Annotated in this window: 18 protein-coding genes and 11 tRNA genes; 2 read left to right on the forward strand and 27 right to left on the reverse strand. The window is 47.7% G+C overall.

Features of this window, described 5'->3' with window-relative positions; translation table 11 throughout:
• Positions 1-97: 97 nt before the first annotated feature.
• The 7 genes from QD47_RS23130 to QD47_RS23160 form a co-directional block, all read right to left on the reverse strand.
• Positions 98-2,155, reverse strand: a complete 2,058-nt coding sequence (locus QD47_RS23130) for a methyl-accepting chemotaxis protein (protein ID WP_235332337.1) — start codon at positions 2,153-2,155, stop codon at positions 98-100.
• 223 nt (positions 2,156-2,378) lie between these two features.
• Positions 2,379-2,891 carry an adenine phosphoribosyltransferase gene (locus QD47_RS23135; protein WP_044648347.1) on the reverse strand — a complete coding sequence of 171 codons (513 nt, stop codon included), beginning with the start codon at positions 2,889-2,891 and terminating at the stop codon, positions 2,379-2,381.
• A 69-nt stretch (positions 2,892-2,960) separates the two neighbouring features.
• Positions 2,961-5,357, reverse strand: a complete 2,397-nt coding sequence (gene recJ, locus QD47_RS23140) for a single-stranded-DNA-specific exonuclease RecJ (RefSeq protein ID WP_044648348.1) — start codon at positions 5,355-5,357, stop codon at positions 2,961-2,963.
• A gap of 34 nt (positions 5,358-5,391) precedes the next feature.
• Complete coding sequence (locus tag QD47_RS23145) at positions 5,392-6,348, reverse strand: cation diffusion facilitator family transporter (protein ID WP_044648349.1); 957 nt, start codon at positions 6,346-6,348, stop codon at positions 5,392-5,394.
• Between the two features lie 132 nt (positions 6,349-6,480).
• The gene (secF, locus tag QD47_RS23150; RefSeq protein ID WP_052646889.1) at positions 6,481-7,398 is read right to left on the reverse strand and encodes a protein translocase subunit SecF; all 918 of its coding nucleotides are present in this window, start codon (positions 7,396-7,398) and stop codon (positions 6,481-6,483) included.
• Entirely contained in the window at positions 7,388-8,644 is a 1,257-nt protein-coding gene (gene secD, locus QD47_RS23155) for a protein translocase subunit SecD (protein ID WP_044648350.1), read from the reverse strand. The genes secF and secD overlap by 11 nt, the downstream gene beginning before the upstream one ends.
• A gap of 90 nt (positions 8,645-8,734) precedes the next feature.
• Entirely contained in the window at positions 8,735-8,992 is a 258-nt protein-coding gene (locus QD47_RS23160) for a post-transcriptional regulator (RefSeq protein ID WP_044648351.1), read from the reverse strand.
• Between the two features lie 307 nt (positions 8,993-9,299).
• Between QD47_RS23160 and spoVB the strand changes: the two genes are divergently transcribed.
• Positions 9,300-10,874, forward strand: a complete 1,575-nt coding sequence (gene spoVB, locus QD47_RS23165) for a stage V sporulation protein B (RefSeq protein ID WP_044648352.1) — start codon at positions 9,300-9,302, stop codon at positions 10,872-10,874.
• Positions 10,875-10,879: 5 nt separating this feature from the next.
• Here spoVB and QD47_RS23170 read toward each other — a convergent pair whose 3' ends face one another.
• On the reverse strand, positions 10,880-11,659 hold the full coding sequence (locus tag QD47_RS23170; protein WP_044648360.1) for a YetF domain-containing protein: 780 nt from the start codon (positions 11,657-11,659) through the stop codon (positions 10,880-10,882).
• A 205-nt stretch (positions 11,660-11,864) separates the two neighbouring features.
• Between QD47_RS23170 and QD47_RS23175 the strand changes: the two genes are divergently transcribed.
• Complete coding sequence (locus tag QD47_RS23175) at positions 11,865-12,254, forward strand: TIGR04086 family membrane protein (RefSeq protein ID WP_014282978.1); 390 nt, start codon at positions 11,865-11,867, stop codon at positions 12,252-12,254.
• A 79-nt stretch (positions 12,255-12,333) separates the two neighbouring features.
• On the opposite strand, the gene yajC is transcribed toward QD47_RS23175, so the two are convergent.
• From yajC to QD47_RS23270, 19 genes are all read right to left on the reverse strand, one after another.
• Positions 12,334-12,663, reverse strand: a complete 330-nt coding sequence (yajC, locus tag QD47_RS23180) for a preprotein translocase subunit YajC (protein WP_044648353.1) — start codon at positions 12,661-12,663, stop codon at positions 12,334-12,336.
• A gap of 35 nt (positions 12,664-12,698) precedes the next feature.
• Positions 12,699-13,838 (reverse strand): tRNA guanosine(34) transglycosylase Tgt, encoded by a 1,140-nt coding sequence (gene tgt / locus QD47_RS23185; RefSeq protein ID WP_014282980.1) that lies wholly within the window; start codon positions 13,836-13,838, stop codon positions 12,699-12,701.
• Positions 13,839-13,858: 20 nt separating this feature from the next.
• The gene (queA, locus tag QD47_RS23190) at positions 13,859-14,887 is read right to left on the reverse strand and encodes a tRNA preQ1(34) S-adenosylmethionine ribosyltransferase-isomerase QueA (protein ID WP_044648354.1); all 1,029 of its coding nucleotides are present in this window, start codon (positions 14,885-14,887) and stop codon (positions 13,859-13,861) included.
• 7 nt (positions 14,888-14,894) lie between these two features.
• Complete coding sequence (locus QD47_RS23195; protein WP_044648355.1) at positions 14,895-16,988, reverse strand: SpoIID/LytB domain-containing protein; 2,094 nt, start codon at positions 16,986-16,988, stop codon at positions 14,895-14,897.
• Between the two features lie 278 nt (positions 16,989-17,266).
• Entirely contained in the window at positions 17,267-18,274 is a 1,008-nt protein-coding gene (ruvB, locus tag QD47_RS23200) for a Holliday junction branch migration DNA helicase RuvB (RefSeq protein ID WP_025681892.1), read from the reverse strand.
• A 50-nt stretch (positions 18,275-18,324) separates the two neighbouring features.
• Positions 18,325-18,939: a Holliday junction branch migration protein RuvA gene (gene ruvA / locus QD47_RS23205; protein ID WP_044648356.1), complete on the reverse strand. Its 615-nt coding sequence runs from the start codon at positions 18,937-18,939 to the stop codon at positions 18,325-18,327.
• The gene (gene ruvC / locus QD47_RS23210; RefSeq protein ID WP_014282985.1) at positions 18,936-19,439 is read right to left on the reverse strand and encodes a crossover junction endodeoxyribonuclease RuvC; all 504 of its coding nucleotides are present in this window, start codon (positions 19,437-19,439) and stop codon (positions 18,936-18,938) included. Before ruvC ends, ruvA begins: the two co-directional genes overlap by 4 nt.
• Positions 19,440-19,674: 235 nt before the next feature.
• Entirely contained in the window at positions 19,675-20,379 is a 705-nt protein-coding gene (locus QD47_RS23215) for a BofC C-terminal domain-containing protein (protein ID WP_044648357.1), read from the reverse strand.
• 118 nt (positions 20,380-20,497) lie between these two features.
• A tRNA-Pro gene (locus QD47_RS23220) sits at positions 20,498-20,571 on the reverse strand.
• Between the two features lie 7 nt (positions 20,572-20,578).
• Positions 20,579-20,658 (reverse strand) — tRNA-Leu (locus QD47_RS23225).
• Between the two features lie 13 nt (positions 20,659-20,671).
• Positions 20,672-20,748 (reverse strand) — tRNA-Arg (locus QD47_RS23230).
• Positions 20,749-20,753: 5 nt separating this feature from the next.
• A tRNA-Gly gene (locus QD47_RS23235) sits at positions 20,754-20,828 on the reverse strand.
• Between the two features lie 35 nt (positions 20,829-20,863).
• Positions 20,864-20,939, reverse strand: a tRNA-Lys gene (locus tag QD47_RS23240).
• 28 nt (positions 20,940-20,967) lie between these two features.
• Positions 20,968-21,044: transfer RNA gene (locus QD47_RS23245), tRNA-Asp, on the reverse strand.
• 26 nt (positions 21,045-21,070) lie between these two features.
• A tRNA-Met gene (locus QD47_RS23250) sits at positions 21,071-21,144 on the reverse strand.
• 31 nt (positions 21,145-21,175) lie between these two features.
• Positions 21,176-21,251 (reverse strand) — tRNA-Val (locus QD47_RS23255).
• Positions 21,252-21,257: 6 nt separating this feature from the next.
• Positions 21,258-21,329, reverse strand: a tRNA-Glu gene (locus QD47_RS23260).
• A gap of 18 nt (positions 21,330-21,347) precedes the next feature.
• Positions 21,348-21,439 (reverse strand) — tRNA-Ser (locus QD47_RS23265).
• Positions 21,440-21,442: 3 nt separating this feature from the next.
• A tRNA-Asn gene (locus QD47_RS23270) sits at positions 21,443-21,518 on the reverse strand.
• Positions 21,519-21,537: the final 19 nt, after the last annotated feature.

The following is a 21,537-nucleotide window of genomic DNA, read 5'->3' on the forward strand; positions in this document are numbered from 1 at the left end:
GAATGAACACCACCTGCCAAAACGGCAAAGCGTGTTGAGCCACAGCCCATGGAGAACGGCGATTTTTTTATTGCAGCGCCTGTATTTTCAAACAACATCACACACGAAAACGGGATACCACCTGATTGAGCGTATCAGAAACGCCTGTAAGCGACTTGGCTGAGCTATCCAGACCTTCCAACGCTTTCAGTTGCCGTTCGGACCGTTCCGAGGCTTGCCCAGCACGTTCAGCAGAAGCTTTCGCAATATCGGCAAGGTAACTAATAGATGCTGCAACCTCCTCTGAGCCTGCTGACATTTGCTCCGAGGCCGATGAGACCTCCTGCACTTCAATCGCAACCTGCTGGATATCTTGATTCATTACAGCAAAGCGCTGCTCAACCTCCTGCAAAATTGCCACTCCTTCATCCATCTCCAGAGTGCCCTGTTGCATTCCTTCCATTGCTGATTTCGTTTCTTCCTGCATGGACCGGATTCGGCTTGTAATTTGCTCCGCAGACTGGCTAACATTTACGGCAAGCTTGCCGATCTCTGAAGCCACAACGGCGAATCCACGTCCATGTTCACCCGCACGTGCTGCCTCAATAGAGGCATTCAGCGACAGTAGCTTGGTCTGCCCGCTAATTTCCTGAATGATCCCGATAATGCTGCCGATCTGAGCCGACCGTTCATTCAACGAACCTACTACCTTGCCTGCTTCATCCATAGATACCTTCGCTTTGTGCATTCCTCGGGTGACCTCGGTCAAACGTTCATTTCCTTGATGAGCCTTATGTTCAATGCCTGTGGTAGCTTCAGATACCTGCTGTATGGATTCGGCAATACGTTGAACGCCAACAGCCATTTCCTCCATCGCAGTCGCACTCTCTGCCGCAGCAGCCAACTGTAGTTCTGCGCCTTCTTTTACCTGAGCCAGCTCGTCAGCATTGTGCTTCGCATCCTCAGCTGCGCCAGAAATATCCCGGGAAATAGTTGAGGATACCGTCGTAATCACGCCGGATTCTTCGCTCAAGCGACTTGCCATCCCCCTTGTAGCAGCAATCACCTCATTGATTCCCTCTGCCATTTGACCAAACTCATCTTTACGATGATGAGATACTTCAACTGTATAATCTCCAACGGCCATGCGATTCGTCATCTGCATTATTTTTTTAATTTCTTTGACCATTCCCGAATTGCTAACCAGCAAAGCCCCCATGATTAACAGGATTCCGATAGCGCTAACGATAAGGAGCAGCTTAAGCATTTCGTTCGCAGGACGATTCAGCTCCGAATCCGGCAGCAGCACCCCAATTTTCCAACCGGTTTGCGGTATTGTATCATACAATATCCGATAATCCTCATTCCCGATGGACGCGGACAACTGCCCGGAAGCACCATTTTGGATAGCTTCTGCCTCCTCCATACCCAACACTTTCGCCAGCGGTTCACCTGCTTTTATGGATTGGAGTCCCGATGACAGGATCGCTCCATTCTTGTCCATCAAAACCGCGCTTCCTTGGGCACCGAATTTCATCCGTTCGATATAGGCTTGAATACTCGCCATACTTAAGTCACCCGTAATGACACCCATCAGCTTACCTGTTCGGTCATAAAATGCTTTTCCTGCAGTAATCATATTTACTTTCATTTTGGAATCGTAAAAAGGCTCCGTAAAGTTTATATCTTTACCACGCTCAACAGCCCCTGTATACCACAGCTGTGTTAAATAGTTATATTGCGGGTCATCATATTCAGTCGTTTGCTTCATCTGTTCACCATCTCTATGCACATAATTGGATCGATATGTCGTATCTGGCTCATACGCGTCCTTGGCGAAAAAGACACCCAGACCATATGTCATATCATTCAATGCCAGCTCTTGTTCATACAAATGTCCATAATCGTCGATCTTCATTCCTGTTCCCAGCTGCTCTGCACTCTTGGCCAGCATGGAGACAAGTAAAGCATGCCGATCCACATTAGCTGCAATATCTGCTTTAACTCCCGACAGAGAGTGGGTAGCATTCTGGCTAATTTCCGCGTCCAACTTTTGCTTAGCGAAAAAGTAAGACAAAAAACTGATTAAAATCAAAGTCAGAAGCACAAGGGGAACCAAGGTAGAGAATGTTCGTGCTTGTAAGCTTTTAAATTGAAATGTACGCAATATGACCACCCCTGCCCCTTTTTATTGTTTATCGACAATTCGTTCAATTTTTTTATAACGATTTTCGTAAATGAATTGAAAGTTTATGTTAGTTACATTTCTAACCAAAAACACATACCTAAAACAAAAATAGCCCGATGGAGCAACTCTTTTAGAAAAGAGAGGTTCCATCGAGCTATTTTTGTTATTCATGCTCAAATATTTCCCGGGAAACCCCCAGGCTTTAGAGCGCTTAGTACGTAATCAGCGTAAATACATCTACGTCAGGCAATTTCGTCCGTCCATTCAGATCAGATAGCTCTATAAGAAAAGCAGTCCCTACCACATTTCCACCAAGCTGACGTACCAAATTCACTGATGTAGCGATGGTTCCGCCTGTAGCAAGCAGATCATCCGCAATCATAACATTTTGTCCCGGCTCAATTGCATCCTTATGCATAGCCAGCATGTCCTTGCCGTATTCCAAACCGTATGCTTCCTCGATAGTCTCACCAGGCAGCTTGCCACTTTTACGGATGGGAATAAAACCAACACCAAGCGCATAAGCCAAAGGCGCACCTACAACGAATCCCCGTGCTTCGGGACCTGCAATCAGATCAATTTTCAAATCCGATACCAGTTCCTTCATATCATTGATTGCCTTGCGGTACAGTTCTCCATTTTTCATCAGGGTCGTAATATCCTTAAAACTAATCCCTGGTTGTGGAAAATCGGGAATCACCCGAATATATTCTTTGTAGTCCAACTTAGTTCCTCCTACTGTAAACTTCTAATTAGTATGTCCAGCCTACAACATTGACTTTGAGGGTACGCCTCAAGACGCGCCCTTCATAAGCGACATAATCCAGCTTGTCATTTGGGTTGTATCCGCATCCAGCAAATAACGCTCCATTTCAGCCATATCATGCAATTCCTGATAACGTGGAGAAGCCGTTAAATCTCGCTTGGGTGGATTGGAAACAAAACAGAATCGCCCTTTTGTACGCGTTATAAACTCAAGCTCCTCGAAAATGTCCAGCACTTTAGATAGCATTCGTACTGAACAGGAGCATTGGCGGCTAAGGGCAGGCAGCATTGCTTTTTCGTCCACAGGCTGCGTCCCTACTTGGGAAAGCACAACGTAAATACGCTTGAACAGCTCCCTGTCCGGGCTGACGAGCCGACCGCCTCGTTCACTGACTGAATGAAGAAGAAACACATTCTCCACATCTTCAAACGTAGACCACAATGCCTGCAACTGCTCTGTCGTATCCGGTGGCTCCAACACGAACAGTGACTTTACAGAGTGTTGCGTATCCCTTCGATCATCACTGGGAGTAACGCCGCCCTCCTTATCATATACCCATATGGATTCCGCGTTCACTGGACGAGACGGACGAAGCCTGGACGATGGATGCATCACAACAGCAACGTCATTTTTTCGTTCTTCTATACGAGGATGAAAAATCTTAAGCCCCCGCTCCAGCTCAGCAAAAGGGTCCGATACTCCCCGATAATCAAAAATTTGCGGAGCCTGTACACGGATATCCTGCATCATCAGCTGGAGGGAGCGTTTGCCGTTCCACTCGTTAATAGAAAGCTCGCCCATCAGATCAAGCTCGGTTTGCTGCTGCAAAAAATCGGCCAGATCACCACGCCGGAAGGCAATCGCATCCAGCGATAATCCGTTCTGCTCCAGCAACAGCTTTACATGATTTTTCTCACGCCCCATTTTACGGGCCTCACGCAATTGAAGACCCTGTAACACGAAACGTGGAGAAGGGTTCCCCATACCAAAGGGCTGGAGTAACTCCAGTTCTTCAACCACCTGTAAAGATACCTCGTCCAGACGACAGACCATATCTGCCTCGGCTACAGGAACGAGATTGTCTGGCGTCAAAATGGAAGCGGCATAGCGATTTAACCGTTCCTCAAATGATGCCAGATTGTCGCGAGACAGCGTCATACCCGCAGCCGAAGGATGACCGCCAAAGTGCTCCATCAGGTCATGACTGTCTGTCAGAGCACTATAAATATCCAAGGCCGGAATAGAACGGGCAGACCCTTTGCACATTCCTGTCTCTGCATCTATGCCCAGAATAATGGTTGGACGATAATAGCGATCCAGCAACTTGGATGCCACAATCCCCACGACACCCACGTTCCAGCCTTCACCAGCCAATACGATGACAGACGGCAGCGTGCCTCCATTCAGCTTGGCTGCCAGCTGCTGCTCGGCTTGCTCCACAATACGTTCAACTACTTGCTGACGCTCCCGATTAAGTAGATCCAGCGCATGCGCGAGCTGATCAGCTTCTTCCTCCTGCTCTGTCGTCAAAAGGGAGACCGCCCGTCCTGCATGATCCAGACGTCCGCTGGCATTAATCCGGGGAGCCAAGGCAAATGCAATGTTGACAGAGGTCACTGTAGACATATCCACACCCGCTACACCAAGCAACGCCCGAATACCCGGAAACACAGAGCTTCTCATAGACTGAATCCCTCTACGTACCATCGTCCGGTTCTCACCATGTAACGGCATCAGATCAGCTACCGTACCGATAGCAGCAATTTCAAACCATTCCTCGGGTACTTCACCCAGCAGCGCCTGTGCCAGCTTTAGAGCGACACCTACACCAGCAAGACCCTTGAATGGATAGGGACAGCCGGGTAGCTTAGGATTGATCAGAGCATACGCTTCAGGAAGCACAGCAGGAGGCTCGTGATGGTCTGTAACAATAACATCTATACCCAAGGTTGCCGCATAAGCGATTTGCTCTACTGCACTAATTCCTGTATCCACTGTAATGACGAGCGTAACCCCCTGCTGGTTAGCCCAATCAAGGGCATGATTGTGCAGTCCATATCCCTCATTGGAGCGGTGCGGAATATAAATATCATACGAAGCTTTTAGGAAGCGCATAAGCTGAATCATCAATGACGTACTGGATACCCCGTCCGCATCATAATCACCATAAATTAATATGTGCTCGCCACGTTCTAGCGCCTGACGGATCCTCGGCACTGCCTCTTTCATGCCCAGGAGCAGAAAAGGGTCGTGTATGTCGTCTGCACTTCCGTACAAAAAACGGTTTGCTTCCCCGGCCGTAGTGACACCCCGATTCACTAAAAGCCGGGACAACAATGGTGAAATCCCCAGCTCTTCCGTCAACGGCTGAGCCGCTTCCAGGCTAACCTCCGGGGTCTTCCATCGGTACTGCGAATGAAGCAATCCTATTCACCTTTCTTTCATAGTCGCCCTGCTTTTATTGCAGCAAGGACGACACATCATTATCCGGTAGTTCATGATTAGACTTGTAAGGATACCCGGCTTGATAAGAAACGAACTGCATCTGTACATGGGTCACCTGCGGAAAACGTGCCAGTAGCAGATTTTTTGCCCGATCAGCAATTTCCTGCGCTTCTTGCACGGTAATCCGGGGATTCACGCTAATGGTTACATCCACAGTTATAAAATGACCTGCTTCCTGTGCATGCAGATGCTGAACTGTTACGATACCATGCACCCGCTGTATCGTCTCCATAAAGCGTTGTGAGTCTTCCTCACGCAGAGGTTGTGCAGGAGCCGGATAGGCGGTATTCAGTACCATCAGATATCCTTTACGCAACACCAGACAGGCTACCAGCAACGCAGCGGTCGGGTCAAGATATAATAATGCAGGCCACTCCATCGCTTCGCCTGTCATTGCCCCAATCATGCCGATCAAAGCAATCAGCGACGCATAAAGCGAATACCGTTCATGATTAGCGTACAAATCTGCTTCAGCCTTATGGCCATGTTTAATGGAGTAGCGGTATTGAAACTGAAACAGCGACTCTCTCAGTACCAAAGCAGTGAAAGCGGTAATTAGTGCATACAGACCTGGAGCCTGCGGATCTGGACTGCTTAAAGAACGAACAGCCGATATGCCCAACTGAAGACCACTCATTAGCACCAATATAGCCAGTACCACCGATATGACAGTCCGGACTTTTTCACCGTTTCGCAACCGTGCCAGTATACCATGCTCTGCTGCACCTTTGGAAAACAAAAGCTCCTGCAAACGGGAAGCACTATCCGCAGCCGTGTGCAGCGCATCACCCATCAACGCCTTGCTGTTTGCCGCATAACCGACGGTTCCCTTTAGAACAGCCAGTGCAAGATTACCCACAATCCCGCTCCACGCCGCAGTTTCCAATGATCGGCTGCGTTCGCTATTCACAACGTCTCCCCCTCAATCCTGAACTGACAATTTCCCGGTAATGCTCCATTTCAAATTCTCCAAACCTTAGAAAACCGCGCCCATGCAGACGCGGCTTTCTCTTTAATTCATACTGCTGATGTTATGCATAATTTAAGACTTTGCAGTCTTGGCTGCACCACCGCCTGCTGCCGGAGACTTTTGTCTTCCTTTCAAAGCTACCCACAACGGGCTGGCAATGAAGATGGAAGAATAAGCACCGAACAACAAACCAATAACCATCGCAAGCGAGAACATCCGAATCGACTCGCCGCCAAAAATGAACAAGCACAAGGAGGCAATAAACACAGTAAACACCGTTGCAAGTGAACGAGTCATCGTCTGCGCAATACTGTGATCGACCACCTGTTCCAAGTCGTCCCTGGACTTCTTCTTCGCAAATCGTAAATTTTCCCGAATACGGTCAAAAATAACGACGGTGTCATTGATGGAGAAGCCGACAATCGTCAGAATTGCCGTAATAAAGGTCAAATCCACCTCAAGTTGGAAGATGGAGAAAATACTGATAACGAGAAATGCATCATGCAACAGCGAAACAATTGCTGCAATGGCAAACCGCCATTCAAACCGGATTGAGATATAGACAGCGATGGCTACACAGGCCAGCAAAATTGCCCATATTGCATTTCGCTCCAGCTCTTGTGCCATTTCCGTATCCACCGTATTAACCTCAAAGGATGCCTTTGGATCAAGCTCTTTATTGAAAGATGTTTTAAAATCATTCACTTGCTGATCCGTCAATACCTGCGAAAAGCGAATACCAAAGCGCTCTTTACCCGGCGTATAATCCACCTCTTTGCCAATACCTTTCTTGTCCAGCAAAGTTTGAATCTGTTCCTGTGTAACTGCTTTGGCCAAATTGGCATCCACATTGGAACCAGAACGGAAATCAACACCGTAATTCATACCGAAAATCGACAAGCTCAAAATACCAAGCAACGTGATAATAATCGAAAACGTGTAAAACCACTTGCTCATCTTGATATATTTAAAGTCCCAATTAAAGCGCACTGATATCACTCTCCTTCACACCAAAATACTTGGGCTTCTTCACAGCATCCGCTTTAACCAGCAGATTGAGCAAGAAACGGGAGAAGAAGATATTCGTCAAAATACTGGTGACAATATCAACGATGAGCACCAGAGCGAAACCTCTAACCGAGCCTGTTCCCAGACCGAACATAACAGCAGCCGCTATAATAGTCGTAATATTGGCATCCATAACGGTACGGAACGAGGCCTTACTACCTGCGATGACAGAAGAACGAATCGTTTTACCTGTCTTGATTTCTTCTTTAATCCGCTCATACGTAATGATATTGGCATCGACCGCCATCCCGATCCCCAGCACGAACGCTGCGATACCCGGAAGTGTGAGTACAAACCCACCTAAGTAGAAGATGGCAAGCACCAGCCAGGTATGAACGATGAGACAGAAGCTGGCAACCAATCCCGGTACACGGAACATCAAAATCATGAATACCAAAATAATGATCGAACCAATCAAACCGGCACGGATCGTCTGATCCAGTGACAATTGGCCCAGTGTAGCGCCTACACTCTGGGAATATTTTTCCGTCAGTTTGAGCGGAAGCGCACCCAGGTTAATCGTATCGGCCAGCTTGTTCGCTTCATCACGAGTATAGTTACCTGTGATCGATGCGCTGCCATCCGTCAGTTCTCCACGTACCGTAGGGGCGGAGAGTAATTCCTGATCCAGGAAAATAGCCAATTCTTTGTTCAGAAGTCGCTTTGTAATTTCAGCAAACTTGGCTTTGTCTTTCACTTTGATACTAATTTCAGGTTGGTTCAGCTGGTCAAAGCCGACAACAGCACCGTTCTCCACAAAATCATTACCGCGAAGCTCAACTTTGCTGTATTGGCCCGGCTTTTTAGCATCCGCTGCCGTTGCACTGCGGAACGTCAGCTCGGCAGGCTTTTTCAGCATGGAGCGGACTTCTGCCTCATTGGAGACACCGGCAAGCCGCACACGAATACGGTTGGTGCCCTCCGTTGTTACTTCCGGCTCAGTCGTACCGAGCGCATTAATCCGTCTCTCCAGACTTTGAGCTGTTTGTATGAGAGACTGTCTGGTTACACTCTGCCCGGCTTCCAAAGGCTGGGCTTCATATAAAATTTCAAAGCCTCCCTTTAAATCGAGGCCTAGTTTTAAACTGTTCAGCAGGCCCGGGCTTGTCCCGACCATAACACCAGTGGTTATGAGCACGACCACGATGAAACTTAGAATTCTCTTCATTCCGTCCCATGTTCCCCTTTCATTCTCAATATTCCTATTATAGCTACCCCTCAAAAAGCAGTCAATTTGAACGCAAAAAAAGACCCCCTTCTATTCGAAAGTGGAGCCCCGTAATGCGGACATTGTCAAATAGTTCATAAAGCTCGTCGCTTTAAGGGAAAGTATATCGTTAACGAGCTTGTGCAGCGGAGGAATACCCTCCTTTTCATATTTATGCCTGACACAATTCCAGACGTCCTTGCTTGTGACATGCTCATAGCCTACGAGAATCAACTCGTCCGCCTTGCTTTGACACAGCATCTCAATTGCGTCATCCCAATCCTGCTCATCCAGCTCTTCCATACCCACGATGGCCGTTCCTCCTCCCAGCGACTCCGGTTCCGCAGATCAGCAATTAGCGGGGTTATTGACTGCTTTATAGAACATTTCTGCCCTGATCCTGGAAAACCCTTCTTTTTCGTCGAAAATAGCCGTAAACCAACAATATATGCATTCATTTCGATCGTCAATAGCAGAATTCACCACTCCCCCTCTTGTTGTCCTGATCCCTCTGCTTTCAGTCGGAAAAGCTTGTCATGAACATGGACAGGTCCAGCATATCTTTTACAGTAACACATAGACGCGGAATTCATTTTTGGGGAAGAGGGAGTTGCGATTGAAAAAGCAGACATTCATCCATGGAGCAGTTATTTTATTAGCAGCTGGAATTATCAATCGGCTGCTGGGTTTTATTCCGCGAATCGCGCTCCCGCGTATTATCGGTCCCGAAGGAGTCGGCTTGTACCAACAGGGGTATCCCTTTTTTATCGTGCTGGTAACCCTTATTACCGGGGGGATACCGCTTGCCGTAGCCAAGCTTGTAGCCGAATCTGAAACTGCGGGTCAACCCGAAATGTCACGGCGTATTTTGCACACCAGCCTGCGCTTCACTGTTACACTTAGCCTGCTGGCCATGGTGCTCTGTCTTCTCTTTGCCCCCTGGATTACAAGCCACCTGCTGACAGACAGCCGTGTATATTATACATTTGTCAGTATGAGTCCGATGATTGTCATTGTTGCTGTTTCCTCTGCCTACAGAGGCTATTTTCAGGGAAAACAAAATATGATTCCGTCCGCAAGCTCCTCCATTGCCGAGACTGTCATGCGCATTTTTTGCGTCATCTGGTTTGCTTATCTGCTCCTTCCGCATGGCGTAGCCTATGCTGCTGCGGGGGCGATGCTCGGTGCGCTGGCGGGTGAACTCATTGGCATGATTGTTCTTCTTTGGCAATACAAATGGAACCAGCAAAAAGGTCATATACCCCTACAACCGGAAGTTCCTCCATCTTCAGGTGCTCATTCCGAACAACCGTCTGTGTTGTCACGACTTCTGTCTATATCGGTTCCCGTAACAGCCGGAAGACTTGTGGGATCGTTGTCCTATTTGCTCGAATCTATTCTATGTATGCGTAGCCTGGCCGTAGCAGGTATTGCCACCGGAGTGGCAACCGCCCAATACGGGGCCATGCAGGGTATGGTCATTCCAGTGTTATTACTGCCCGGTGTTCTCACCAGTTCACTGGCTGTTTCCCTTGTACCTTCTTTATCCGAAGCTGCTGCCAAGGGACAAATGACAGCCATTCATAAGCGATTGCATCAATCCCTTCGGCTTGCTTTAGTTGCAGGAGCCCCATTTGCTGTCATTATGTACGTATTGGCAGAGCCTCTGTGCCTGCTCCTCTACAACAATGGCGACATTGCGGGCATGCTTAAGCTCATGGCTCCTTTTGCTCTTTTTATGTACATTCAGGCCCCGCTTCAGGCAACACTTCAGGCTCTGGATCGTCCCGGAAGCGCCTTATTCAATACCTTTGTCGGAGCCGTTATCAAAATCGTGCTTATCGTCTGGCTTGCTTCCCAGCCTCAATACGGTATTTATGGAGCTGTTATTGCCATTTGTATCAACAGTTCCATAGTCACTCTTTTGCATGGCTTCAGTGTAAGCAGACTACTTCGGTTTAGAGTGCGGCTGCTTGATTTCTGGAAAACCGGAGTCGGCATGATTATCATGGCGGCTGCCGTCTTATATGCTTACAGACATCTAACGGTTTTCAGTCAAATGTGGCTGCAATTTCTTTTCGCCGCAGGCTTGGGCATTATTCTGTACCTTTTTCTGATGACTCTGACCAAAATGATTGACTGGGACAATCTCAACCGTATCCCCATCCTGAGAAGATGGTTTAAGGCATAGCAGGCTTAATCCGAGGATTCCCCAAAGGCAGGCGGCGTAATATATACATCGCCTTTATGGTTAACCGAGCACAAGAAAACATCCTTAAAATCTTTATGTCCTTGAGCTTGAATCTGATTTTTAAGCCAAAAACGGTTCATATCCATACGCTCCAAATTTCGATCCAGCACTTTGCCATCCATAATCAACGGAATGGGAAGGCCTTCATATCTAAACTTCCCGCCGATTTGAGGCGAAGGATGGACTTTATCCTCCTGTTGATCGTTTTTTATCAAATTCGTTTGTTCTAAACTTGGTTTCTGCTTTTCAGATTCACTATCTCCAACGTCATCATCTTTACTTATGACCGTGAGCTTGCCTGTCGTTTCCAAAATAACATATTCTACATCGTCCAAGCCTTCGATATTTTGTTCCCGAAGTTGTAACAGCAGATCATCTAAATTGTAGCGTTGCTTCAGCATTTCTTCCCTGTTTATTTGTCCATTGGAGAACAATACACTGGGCTTACCATCGAACAGCAGCCGTAGACGCCGACTTTTAAGACTGAAATACGAAATGCCGATCTGCAAAATCAGAAGCACGCCCAAAGGAATCAATCCTTCATACAACGGACGTTTTATATCTTCCAAACTGAATACAGCGATTTCCGCAATCATAATGGATATCACGAGGTCAAAAACAGATAATTTTCCGATCTCCCGTTTACCCATTAAGCGCATAACCAGAAATACAATAAAGTACATGAGCAACGTTCGAAATATATGTGCAAAAATATCGTGACCCAACATGTCGCCTCCTCTCCTATACTTGCGACAAGACATTCGCCGTTCATTGTACACGTATTCTGACCGTTTCTCATATCAACCATACAAAAAACAAAAGGTTAAATTATTCAAATAAAGACAAAGACTGCTTACGACTTGGTACTAAGCCGGGAGGCTTGGCCATAGAATTATAATAGTTCAAACCTTGGTACAGGAGGAATTATCAATGGAGCTCATTCGCCGCTGGTGTTCGTTTCGTCTGGCCCATCCCATTTTATCCGGCTTGTTTTATGCTTTTGCATGGATGCTGCTGGGCGCATTTATCCTTTCGCTACTCTTGTGGCTGACACAGATGCAGGAACAGGATTTATCGTTGTATACGTACATCGTTCATGCATTCGCCATGGTATCCGGCGGCTTCGTCGCTGGTAAAAGATCTACGAACAAAGGCTGGTATCAAGGCGGTATTACAGGCATCCTGTATGGGCTAATCGTGCTGCTGGTCGGTTTTCTGGCACTGGATGCAGGCATGAACGCCAAGGATCTTTTGCATCTGGGAATTGCCTTTATCATTGGAGCCGGGGGCGGGATGTTTGGGATTAACCTGAGCAGATAATCAAAATGTATGTGGCGAAACAACACAAAAAACCGAGCCCTTCTCAAAGGCTCGGTTTTTGCATGGTTATGCTAATATTCTATGATTTGGAAACAACTTCCTCGGAAGCTGCATCTTTTGCAATCGCATTGCTGATCGCGCTGCGATCAAAGGTTAGCTTCGTAACATCATTCACACGCAAAACGACCACATCATCCGTAATCTCCATAATTGTACCGTGAAGACCTCCGATTGTAATCACTTTATCACCCTTTTTCAAGGCTTGAAGCATCGTTTGACGCTGCTTCTGTTTTTTCTGATTCGGACGAATCAGCAAGAAATAGAAGATTACAAACATCAGAGCCAGTGGCCAAATCATTTGAAAAAGCCCCCCAGCTCCACCAGGTGCAGCTGCAGCAAATTGAAACATATTAAATCCCCCTTTCGTATACTCTCCCCTAAAACTTAAAAACCTTTATCATTATCATGAAGACCGTACTGCTCAAAAAATTCATCGCGGAAATCAAGCAGTCTGTCATCCATAATCGCTTGTCTGACATTGCGCATCAATTGAATTAAGAAATGCAAATTATGATACGTTGTCAGTCGGAGCCCGAAGGTTTCATCCGCTTTAATCAAGTGTCGTAAGTAAGCACGTGAATAATTACGACAGGTATAGCAATCACAAGCCGGATCAAGCGGGCCGAAATCTCTTGCATATTGGGCATTGCGAACGACAAGACGGCCTTGGCTGGTCATCGTTGTCCCGTTGCGAGCAATTCGTGTTGGAAGTACGCAATCAAACATATCCACACCACGGATAGCGCCTTCAATCAAGGCATCCGGAGAACCTACGCCCATCAAATAGCGTGGCTTGTTAGTGGGAAGCAGAGGAAGCGTATAATCCAGCACTTCATACATCAAATGCTTCGGTTCACCTACGCTCAGTCCACCAATAGCATACCCCGGGAAATCCATGGAAGTCAAATCCGCCGCGCTCTGCTTGCGCAGATCTTCATGCATCCCTCCCTGAACAATGGCAAACAACCCTTGATCATGAGGACGCGCATGCGCCTCCAAACAGCGCTCAGCCCAACGGCTGGTACGTTCCAACGACTTTTTCACATACTCATATTCAGCCGGAAAAGGAGGACATTCATCAAAGGCCATCATAATATCCGAGCCGAGCGAGTTTTGAATTTCCATTGCCACTTCTGGCGAAAGAAACTTCTTATCTCCATTCAAATGAGAGCGAAAATGAACGCCCTCCTCCGTAATTTTACGCATTTCACTCAATGAAAACACTTGAAACCCGCCGCTGTCCGTTAAAATAGGACGATCCCAGTTCATAAACTTGTGCAACCCGCCCGCTTCACGAATAATATCGTGACCAGGACGAAGAAACAGATGGTACGTATTACTCAAAATAATTTGAGCATCCATCTCTTTCAGTTCCTCAGGACTCATCGTTTTAACTGTAGCTTGTGTCCCTACAGGCATAAAGGTTGGTGTCTCAATAACCCCGTGAGGTGTATGCACACGCCCGAGACGGGCTCCCGATTGCTTGCAGGTTTTAATATGTTCGTATCTTATTGCTGGTGCCATATTTTCTCTACCATCCTTAATTAATAAATGAACATTGCGTCCCCAAAGCTGAAAAACCGATATTCCTGGTCAATCGCCTCTTGGTAAGCATGCATAATATTCTCCCTGCCCGCCAGTGCGCTGACCAGCATAACCAATGTGGATTTAGGCAAATGAAAATTCGTAATCATCGCATCTACCACACGGAATTCATAACCTGGATAAATGAAAATCTGCGTCCAGCCGCTGCTGGCCTGTAATAGTCCGTCACCGAATGTATTGCCCACCGTCTCCAGTGTCCGGCAACTGGTTGTCCCCACCGCCACGACTCTTCCGCCACGCGCTTTGGTTTCATTCAGCACATCTGCCGTTTCCTGTGACAATGAGTAATATTCTTCATGCATCACATGCTCTTCAATCGTATCTACAGACATGGGTCTGAACGTTCCTAAACCGACGTGAAGGGTGACAAAAGCAATGGAAACACCCTTTTCTCTAATTCGGTCCAGCAATTCCTCTGTAAAATGTAATCCTGCGGTTGGAGCCGCGGCTGAGCCTTCATGCCGGGCATAAACCGTCTGATAACGCTCACGGTCATCCAGTTGCTCCTTGATATATGGTGGAAGCGGCATTTGCCCAAGACGATCCAATATCTCCTGAAAAATACCTTCATATGAGAATGAGAGCACTCTTCCGCCCATATCGCCTTCTTCCTCAATGACCGCCTTCAGCTCATCACCGAAAACGATGACCGCACCCTTTTTAAGCTTCTTGCCGGGTTTTACCAATGCTTCCCATCGGTCACCCTCCAGTTGCTTGAGCAGTAACACCTCGGCCTTAGCTCCCGTGTCTTCCTTGATACCAAACAAGCGTGCAGGAATCACTCGCGTATCATTTAGCACCAGCGTATCGCCCGGTTGGAGATACTGCACAATATCTGAAAATGTATGATGACCCACTTCACCGCTACCCTTGTTCAACGTCAGCAGTCTGGAAGCACTTCGATCAAGCAAAGGCGTCTGTGCAATTAATGTTTCAGGTAATTCAAAATCGTAATCGTTTACGTTCATATATTGGTCAGTCCTTAACTATATCCACATTTTTGTAATAGTGTTGCAAAATTTTCTTGTAATCATACCCCTGATCAGCCAAACCGTTGGCTCCCCATTGTGACAAGCCCAAACCGTGACCATTCCCTTTGCCTGTAAAAATAAAGCTCTGCGTTTTGTCGATGACGCGCGCATGACGATCTTCATTCATGACGATTACCCCGTTACCACCGGAAGTGCTGCTCCCTGAAGCCGACAGGATTGTAGTTCCCTGTGCACCATTTACATGAGTAGTAGCCCCATCAGCGCCTAATACAGTATAACTGCCGGTACTCGCAATATCAAACAGCGTGCTCGGCAATCCTCCCATCGCTGAACGATACATATCAGGATACTTCACCTTTAAAGGCGATCCGTTCGCTTCAACCTCCAGCACTCGTCCAGACGGACCGCGTTTGGTGACATCGAGATGGTCAATAGAGGACGGTACTGTGCCCGTTACTTTCCCTTGCAAGGATTTTACAAGCTGAGCAGCCGTAAAGGGTCCCCGCACCCATGCGTAGTCTCCAGATTGAGGTACCTTTTCCAATACAATCATTTCTTCACCCGGTTGTACCTTGGCTACTGCTGTCACGTTTGATTGAATTTGAGGAATGGGACGCACATTGGTATTTTCAGCAGTCACGGTGACCTTGTCTAGCCCCGCCTCTGTGACTCCCTCCAGCTCCTTAACGTTATCTTCTCGGATATAGCCTGTCTTTCCGCTCGAGAGAAGCACGTGATACCACTCTTGTGCTCCTTTTTGCGCCGAAATATCTCCAGAGCTATCTACGCTGGCAAACGCTTCGCCGCCACTGTTCCACACCTCGGAAGCATCCGCTGTAACGCCGCCCGCATTGGACGAAAATACAGCTTCAACCACCTTGCCACCACTTTTAATCACTTCACCAGCGGTTGCATCTACAGCCTCGCTAACATTTGCATGCTCCGAGCCTTTGCCGTTATAAGCCTGGCTTAACGTTCCATCCACTACGTTACCGATCTGAAAACGATTGCCTTGGGCAAGCGCATAGCTGCGAGCCGCTACCGCTTGTGCCTTGAGCGCTTCACCCGGCCATGAGGAATAGACTTCAGCTCCTACCACGGAATACAAATACTGCTCCAACGGCACTTCGTTTACTAGCGCTAGCTGTCCTGACGTCATGCCAATCTCCATGTCTCCACGATATGTACGCTGTGATCTCTCAACCACTTGAATTCCATCGTTGCCTCCGTTGACAATAACCTTGCTATTATCAGAACCACTCAGCACGTAATGAGTCATCACCTGAGAGCCTGTCGTTACTCCTGCTTCCTGTCTCACAATCAGTCCAGTTTGAGTAGCGTTGACTTTAGAGAGGGTGAGTTGCGGTTGCTGGCTTTCCAGTTCTGTTTTCAAAGCGGACAACTTGCTGTCATTACTCTCTTCACCGATCCACACAGCATATTGACCTCTCGATTGAACTACGGTAAAAGCATCAAAACCTGCGGCAGCAATCGTCGTTCGGACGAGATTGGCCTCTTGCTCACTGCCATAGTTCCCTGTAGACCAATGCTTGTTCCCCGTAACTTCGGCCTGTGCTCCAGTTGCAGTAGAAATGCGCTGTACAGCGGCCTGCGCCGCCTGTTCACTCGCATATATTCCCGCATACACCTGATAGATAGAGCTACCGTTTTTAGAGCCAATAAAAACCGTCGGTTTATCATTGGTCTTCTGCAACACTTGAGCCGCTTTTATCGCAGCCGCTTCATTTCCTTCAAGTACCTTCACCCGATAGCTGTCTACACTAAAGCGTGCTGTGCTGTCCGAAAGTCTCGTCCAGGCCTGAAAGCTGCCCCCACTGTTTTGTCCGACACTCAAACCCCCTGATGATTTCAAGGTAACAGCGGGTGTAGTCGCTTTATATTTGCTGCCCAGATCCGCAAAGATCACTACACGAATATCCTCTTGGGTGGCAGCGGCGTGAACAGTCGGAGACCAAGGCAGGCAAAATACAGCTAATACTATAACCGCTGTTGCCCGTTTGGCCCGACCCGCCCATGTGCCGAAAATTGTGTTTTGATTCAACGCCTTTTCACTCATTTTTGGCTCCCCCATTTCTGGCTGTCATAGCACGCATACTGCATGATTTGGCGGGAACTTGACTCATACCTGTCCCTTTTAATACATCGGCGAAATACGCCTAAACTTGAACCCGCTCAAATCTTAATTCACGCACTCTCTTTTTCCATACCATTCGTCTAGCAATATCATACGAGTACATAGCCGTGTAACCACGTTAAGAACTAATTTCAGCTACATTTTTCTGTGTATGAGGCGATACTGCCTGTTCTCATGTGATAAAAGTACACACTCCCTGCTCACCGTGAATCCGTTGGCATGGGAATTCCGAGATGAGCATAGGCCGCCGGAGTCACCATCCGTCCCCGCGGCGTTCTTTGCAGAAGGCCGATTTGCAACAAATATGGCTCATACACATCCTCGATCGTCTGACTTTCTTCACCAATGGTCGCTGCAATTGTATCCAATCCCACAGGCCCGCCACGGAATGAATGAATCATCGCCTTAAGCATTTTATGATCAATTTCATCCAGTCCGCGCGGATCAATTTGCAGTCTCTTTAACGCCTCTGCGGCCAGCTCCGAATGAATAATACCGTCTCCTGCAACTTGGGCAAAATCACGCACCCTTTTTAACAGCCGATTCGCAATCCGTGGCGTCCCCCGTGAACGCAATGCGATTTCCTCGGCTGCATCACCGACAATCTCAATCTCCATAATATCCGCGTTTCTTGATACGATGTAGGCCAGCTCGTCTGTCGTATAGAACTCCAACCGACTAATGACACCAAATCGGTCACGCAATGGCGCAGAAAGCAGCCCAGCGCGCGTAGTAGCCCCGATAAGCGTAAAGGGCGGCAAATCCAGACGGACTGAACGCGCACTTGGGCCTTTACCAATCATAATGTCCAGAGCAAAATCCTCCATTGCCGGATACATGACTTCTTCCACCGTACGGTGCAGGCGATGTATCTCGTCAATGAACAAAACATCGCCCTCTTGAAGATTAGTCAGCAACGCCGCCAAGTCTCCAGGTCGTTCAATTGCCGGGCCTGAGGTCGTGCGTAAATTAACACCAAGCTCGTTGGCGATAATATTGGCGAGCGTCGTTTTGCCCAATCCAGGCGGGCCGTACAGCAGTACATGATCCAGCGCCTCTTTACGCATTTTGGCCGCTTCAATATATATTTTCAAATTTTCTTTTACCTGATTTTGCCCGATATATTCATTCAGATAACGGGGGCGAAGGCTTAGCTCCGCCGTCTGGTCTTCCATCATCAAATTGGCGGAAATAATCCGGTCATCCATATTCCATCGCTCCTCCTTTTCATCAGACTTCTTTAACGGACATCACCGTCCTATCCGGCAAACAACAGTTGCAAAGCCCGTTTCATCAAAATATCGGCAGATTCATCAGGTTTCGCATCTATCTTTATTTTGCTCCATACCTTATCCAGCTCTGCATCTGTGTAGCCCAACGCCTTGAGCGCTTCTCGTGCCTCGCTCCAATAGGAACCCTCGCCTTCCTCCACGACAGGCTCCGCAAACAATCCGGTCGCGATGCCGACTGAGCCGATGCCGTCCAGCTTGTCCTTCAAATCCAGAATCATGCGCTGTGCTGTCTTTTTACCGATGCCCGGCAGCTTGGTGAGAAATGCGATGTTCTCCTGATAGATTGCCGTTACCACATGAGTAGGTGTACCGCCTCCCAAGATGCCTAGCGCCACACGCGGCCCAATTCCGGATACATCAATCAGCTTACGAAACAACTGCTGTTCCTCACGAGTCGCAAACCCGAACAGTAAAGTGGCATCGTCCCTTACATGATGATGAATATAGATGACAATCGGCCCTTCCGTTTTGGCAAAGGCATAAGGATTCGGACAAAATACCCGGTACCCGACACCCTGCACATCCAAAACGACATACTCATTTTCCAAGTGAGCCACAGAACCACGCAAGAAATCTATCATTTTCGCAATACCTCATTTAACTTTGAATTTAGTCCATATGAATGCGCATGACAAATAGCCACTGCCAAAGCATCCGCCACATCATCCGGTTTGGGCACAACTTGAAGCTTCAGAAACATTCTTACCATTTCCTGTACCTGCTTCTTCTCAGCCTTTCCATACCCTACAATAGCCTGTTTCACCTGCATAGGCGTATATTCCCCTATAGGCAGACCACGTTGTTTCGCAGCCAGCACCAGCACACCGCGCGCCTGACTCACAGACATTGCGGTTGTTACGTTACGATTAAAAAAAAGCTTCTCCAGCGCTACCGCATCAGGCTTATATTTATCAATCAATTGCAGCATGCCTTCATACACATGAAGCAACCGCTCTTCTTCCGGTGTATGGGCCTCCGTCTGGATGCAGCCATATTGAACAGGAACCACCTTACTGCCAATCTTGTCCACAAATCCAAAGCCCACAATTGCAATACCCGGATCAATTCCTAGAAAACGCAAAAAAATCTCTCCCCTATCGCCAAAATACGGCGTTAACTAGCCATCAACGATCAATATCAAAACCATAATCATTGCCAAATACTAAACAAAGCGAACATATGTGTCGTTCATTTCATTATAACAAAACTTTGCATCTAATAGAGTAAAAAGTTTAACTCTAAGTTCAGCACAAAAAAAGAGACGTTGTACGCCTCACCCCCCGGGCAAAGCCTACACGCCTCCCACTTGCATGTAATCAATATTGCTGCTTCAATACCCGCTGTGTTCGTTCCACCGCAAAATCACCAAAAGTGGAGATCACGCTGTTGTATTCGTTCATATCCTGCACACGGATTCCCTGCTGGAGCTGCTCATACACGCCCTCGGGCAGAGCCGTCTCCATTGATCCTACATCCAGCTGAAAGAAAGTCCGAATTACTTTTTCTTTTTTAGGCGGTCCTTCAAACAAAGTAAGCTGTCCATCCATACTAATACCCATGTAGGCGTGCTGTTTGCATAACTCCGACAAATCCTCCACTTTACGCTCCAGCCAAACCTCGCCCCTGGAATTTAACCGTCCCTTCCAATCGGGATGCTGCTTCAGCAAACTCTCTAACTGCTGCGAACTTAACGTTCCCAAGGAAAGTGTCTCTGTGCCACACACATAGGTAGTTAACAAATGAGTCTTTCTGCTGATGCCAGAAGCACGGATACTTTGCAATACCTGCACCTGCGAGGAATGCACTTCAGCCGGACTCGTGTGTGAAGGCTCCTCCGTATCAACGTCCGCCATAACGGTAGTAGCAAGGGGCTGTGACAGCATAGTCTGCATATGACGTGAAAACAGGATACCTAAACCTGCCAGCAAACAAGCCGATCCAAAAATAGTACAGGCCCACACCGTTCTTCTCCACTGCTTCCAGCGTCGTTTAATTTGTTTTTTCCAGCTTAATCGCTTCACAGTAATCCCTTCCGTCCCACTTTTTGTGTTAGTGTGACCTGACGATTACTAATTTATACAAAAAAAGACAAAAAATAAAACAAAAAAAGCCGCTTCTTCAAGCGACTTTCCTTTTGAATCGGGATGACACGATTTGAACATGCGACCCCCTGGTCCCAAACCAGGTGCTCTACCAAGCTGAGCTACATCCCGAAATACATGCCGGTGAGAGGACTCGAACCTCCACGGTTTCCCTCACGATTTTGAGTCGCGCGCGTCTGCCAATTCCGCCACACCGGCTTATGAAGTTAAATGGCGCGCCCTGAGAGATTCGAACTCCCGGCCTTTTGATTCGTAGTCAAACGCTCTATCCAGCTGAGCTAAGGGCGCAAATATGGAGCGGACGACGGGAATCGAACCCGCGACCCTCGCCTTGGCAAGGCGATGCTCTACCGCTGAGCCACGTCCGCAATACAATGATATCCATGACATATAAGTTCATGAATGGTGAGCCATGAAGGACTCGAACCTTCGACACCCTGATTAAAAGTCAGGTGCTCTACCAACTGAGCTAATGGCTCCCAACAGGGTAGTATAACTTTGTAAAAATGGCGGAACTGACGGGATTCGAACCCGCGATCTCCTGCGTGACAGGCAGGCATGTTAGGCCTCTACACCACAGTTCCAAAAGGATTTCCTTAAGGGAAATTAATTGCGGGGACAGGATTTGAACCTGTGACCTTCGGGTTATGAGCCCGACGAGCTACCGAACTGCTCCACCCCGCGATAATATTAGGAAATGCTATATAATAATAAATGGTGGAGGCTGAGGGGCTCGAACCCCCGACCCTCTGCTTGTAAGGCAGATGCTCTCCCAGCTGAGCTAAGCCTCCATATTATGACCCGTAGGGGAATCGAACCCCTGTTACCTCCGTGAAAGGGAGGTGTCTTAACCGCTTGACCAACGGGCCTTAACAATAAATAATATCTGGCGGAGAGAGAGGGATTCGAACCCTCGAGACGCTTTTGGCGCCTACACGATTTCCAATCGTGCTCCTTCGGCCAACTCGGACACCTCTCCATATGGCTCCCCGAACAGGACTCGAACCTGTGACAACTCGATTAACAGTCGAGTGCTCTACCAACTGAGCTATCAGGGAATAGTAATCATAAAGATTT

The sequence above is a fragment of the Paenibacillus terrae genome, assembly GCF_000943545.1.
GTDB lineage: Bacteria > Bacillota > Bacilli > Paenibacillales > Paenibacillaceae > Paenibacillus > Paenibacillus terrae_A.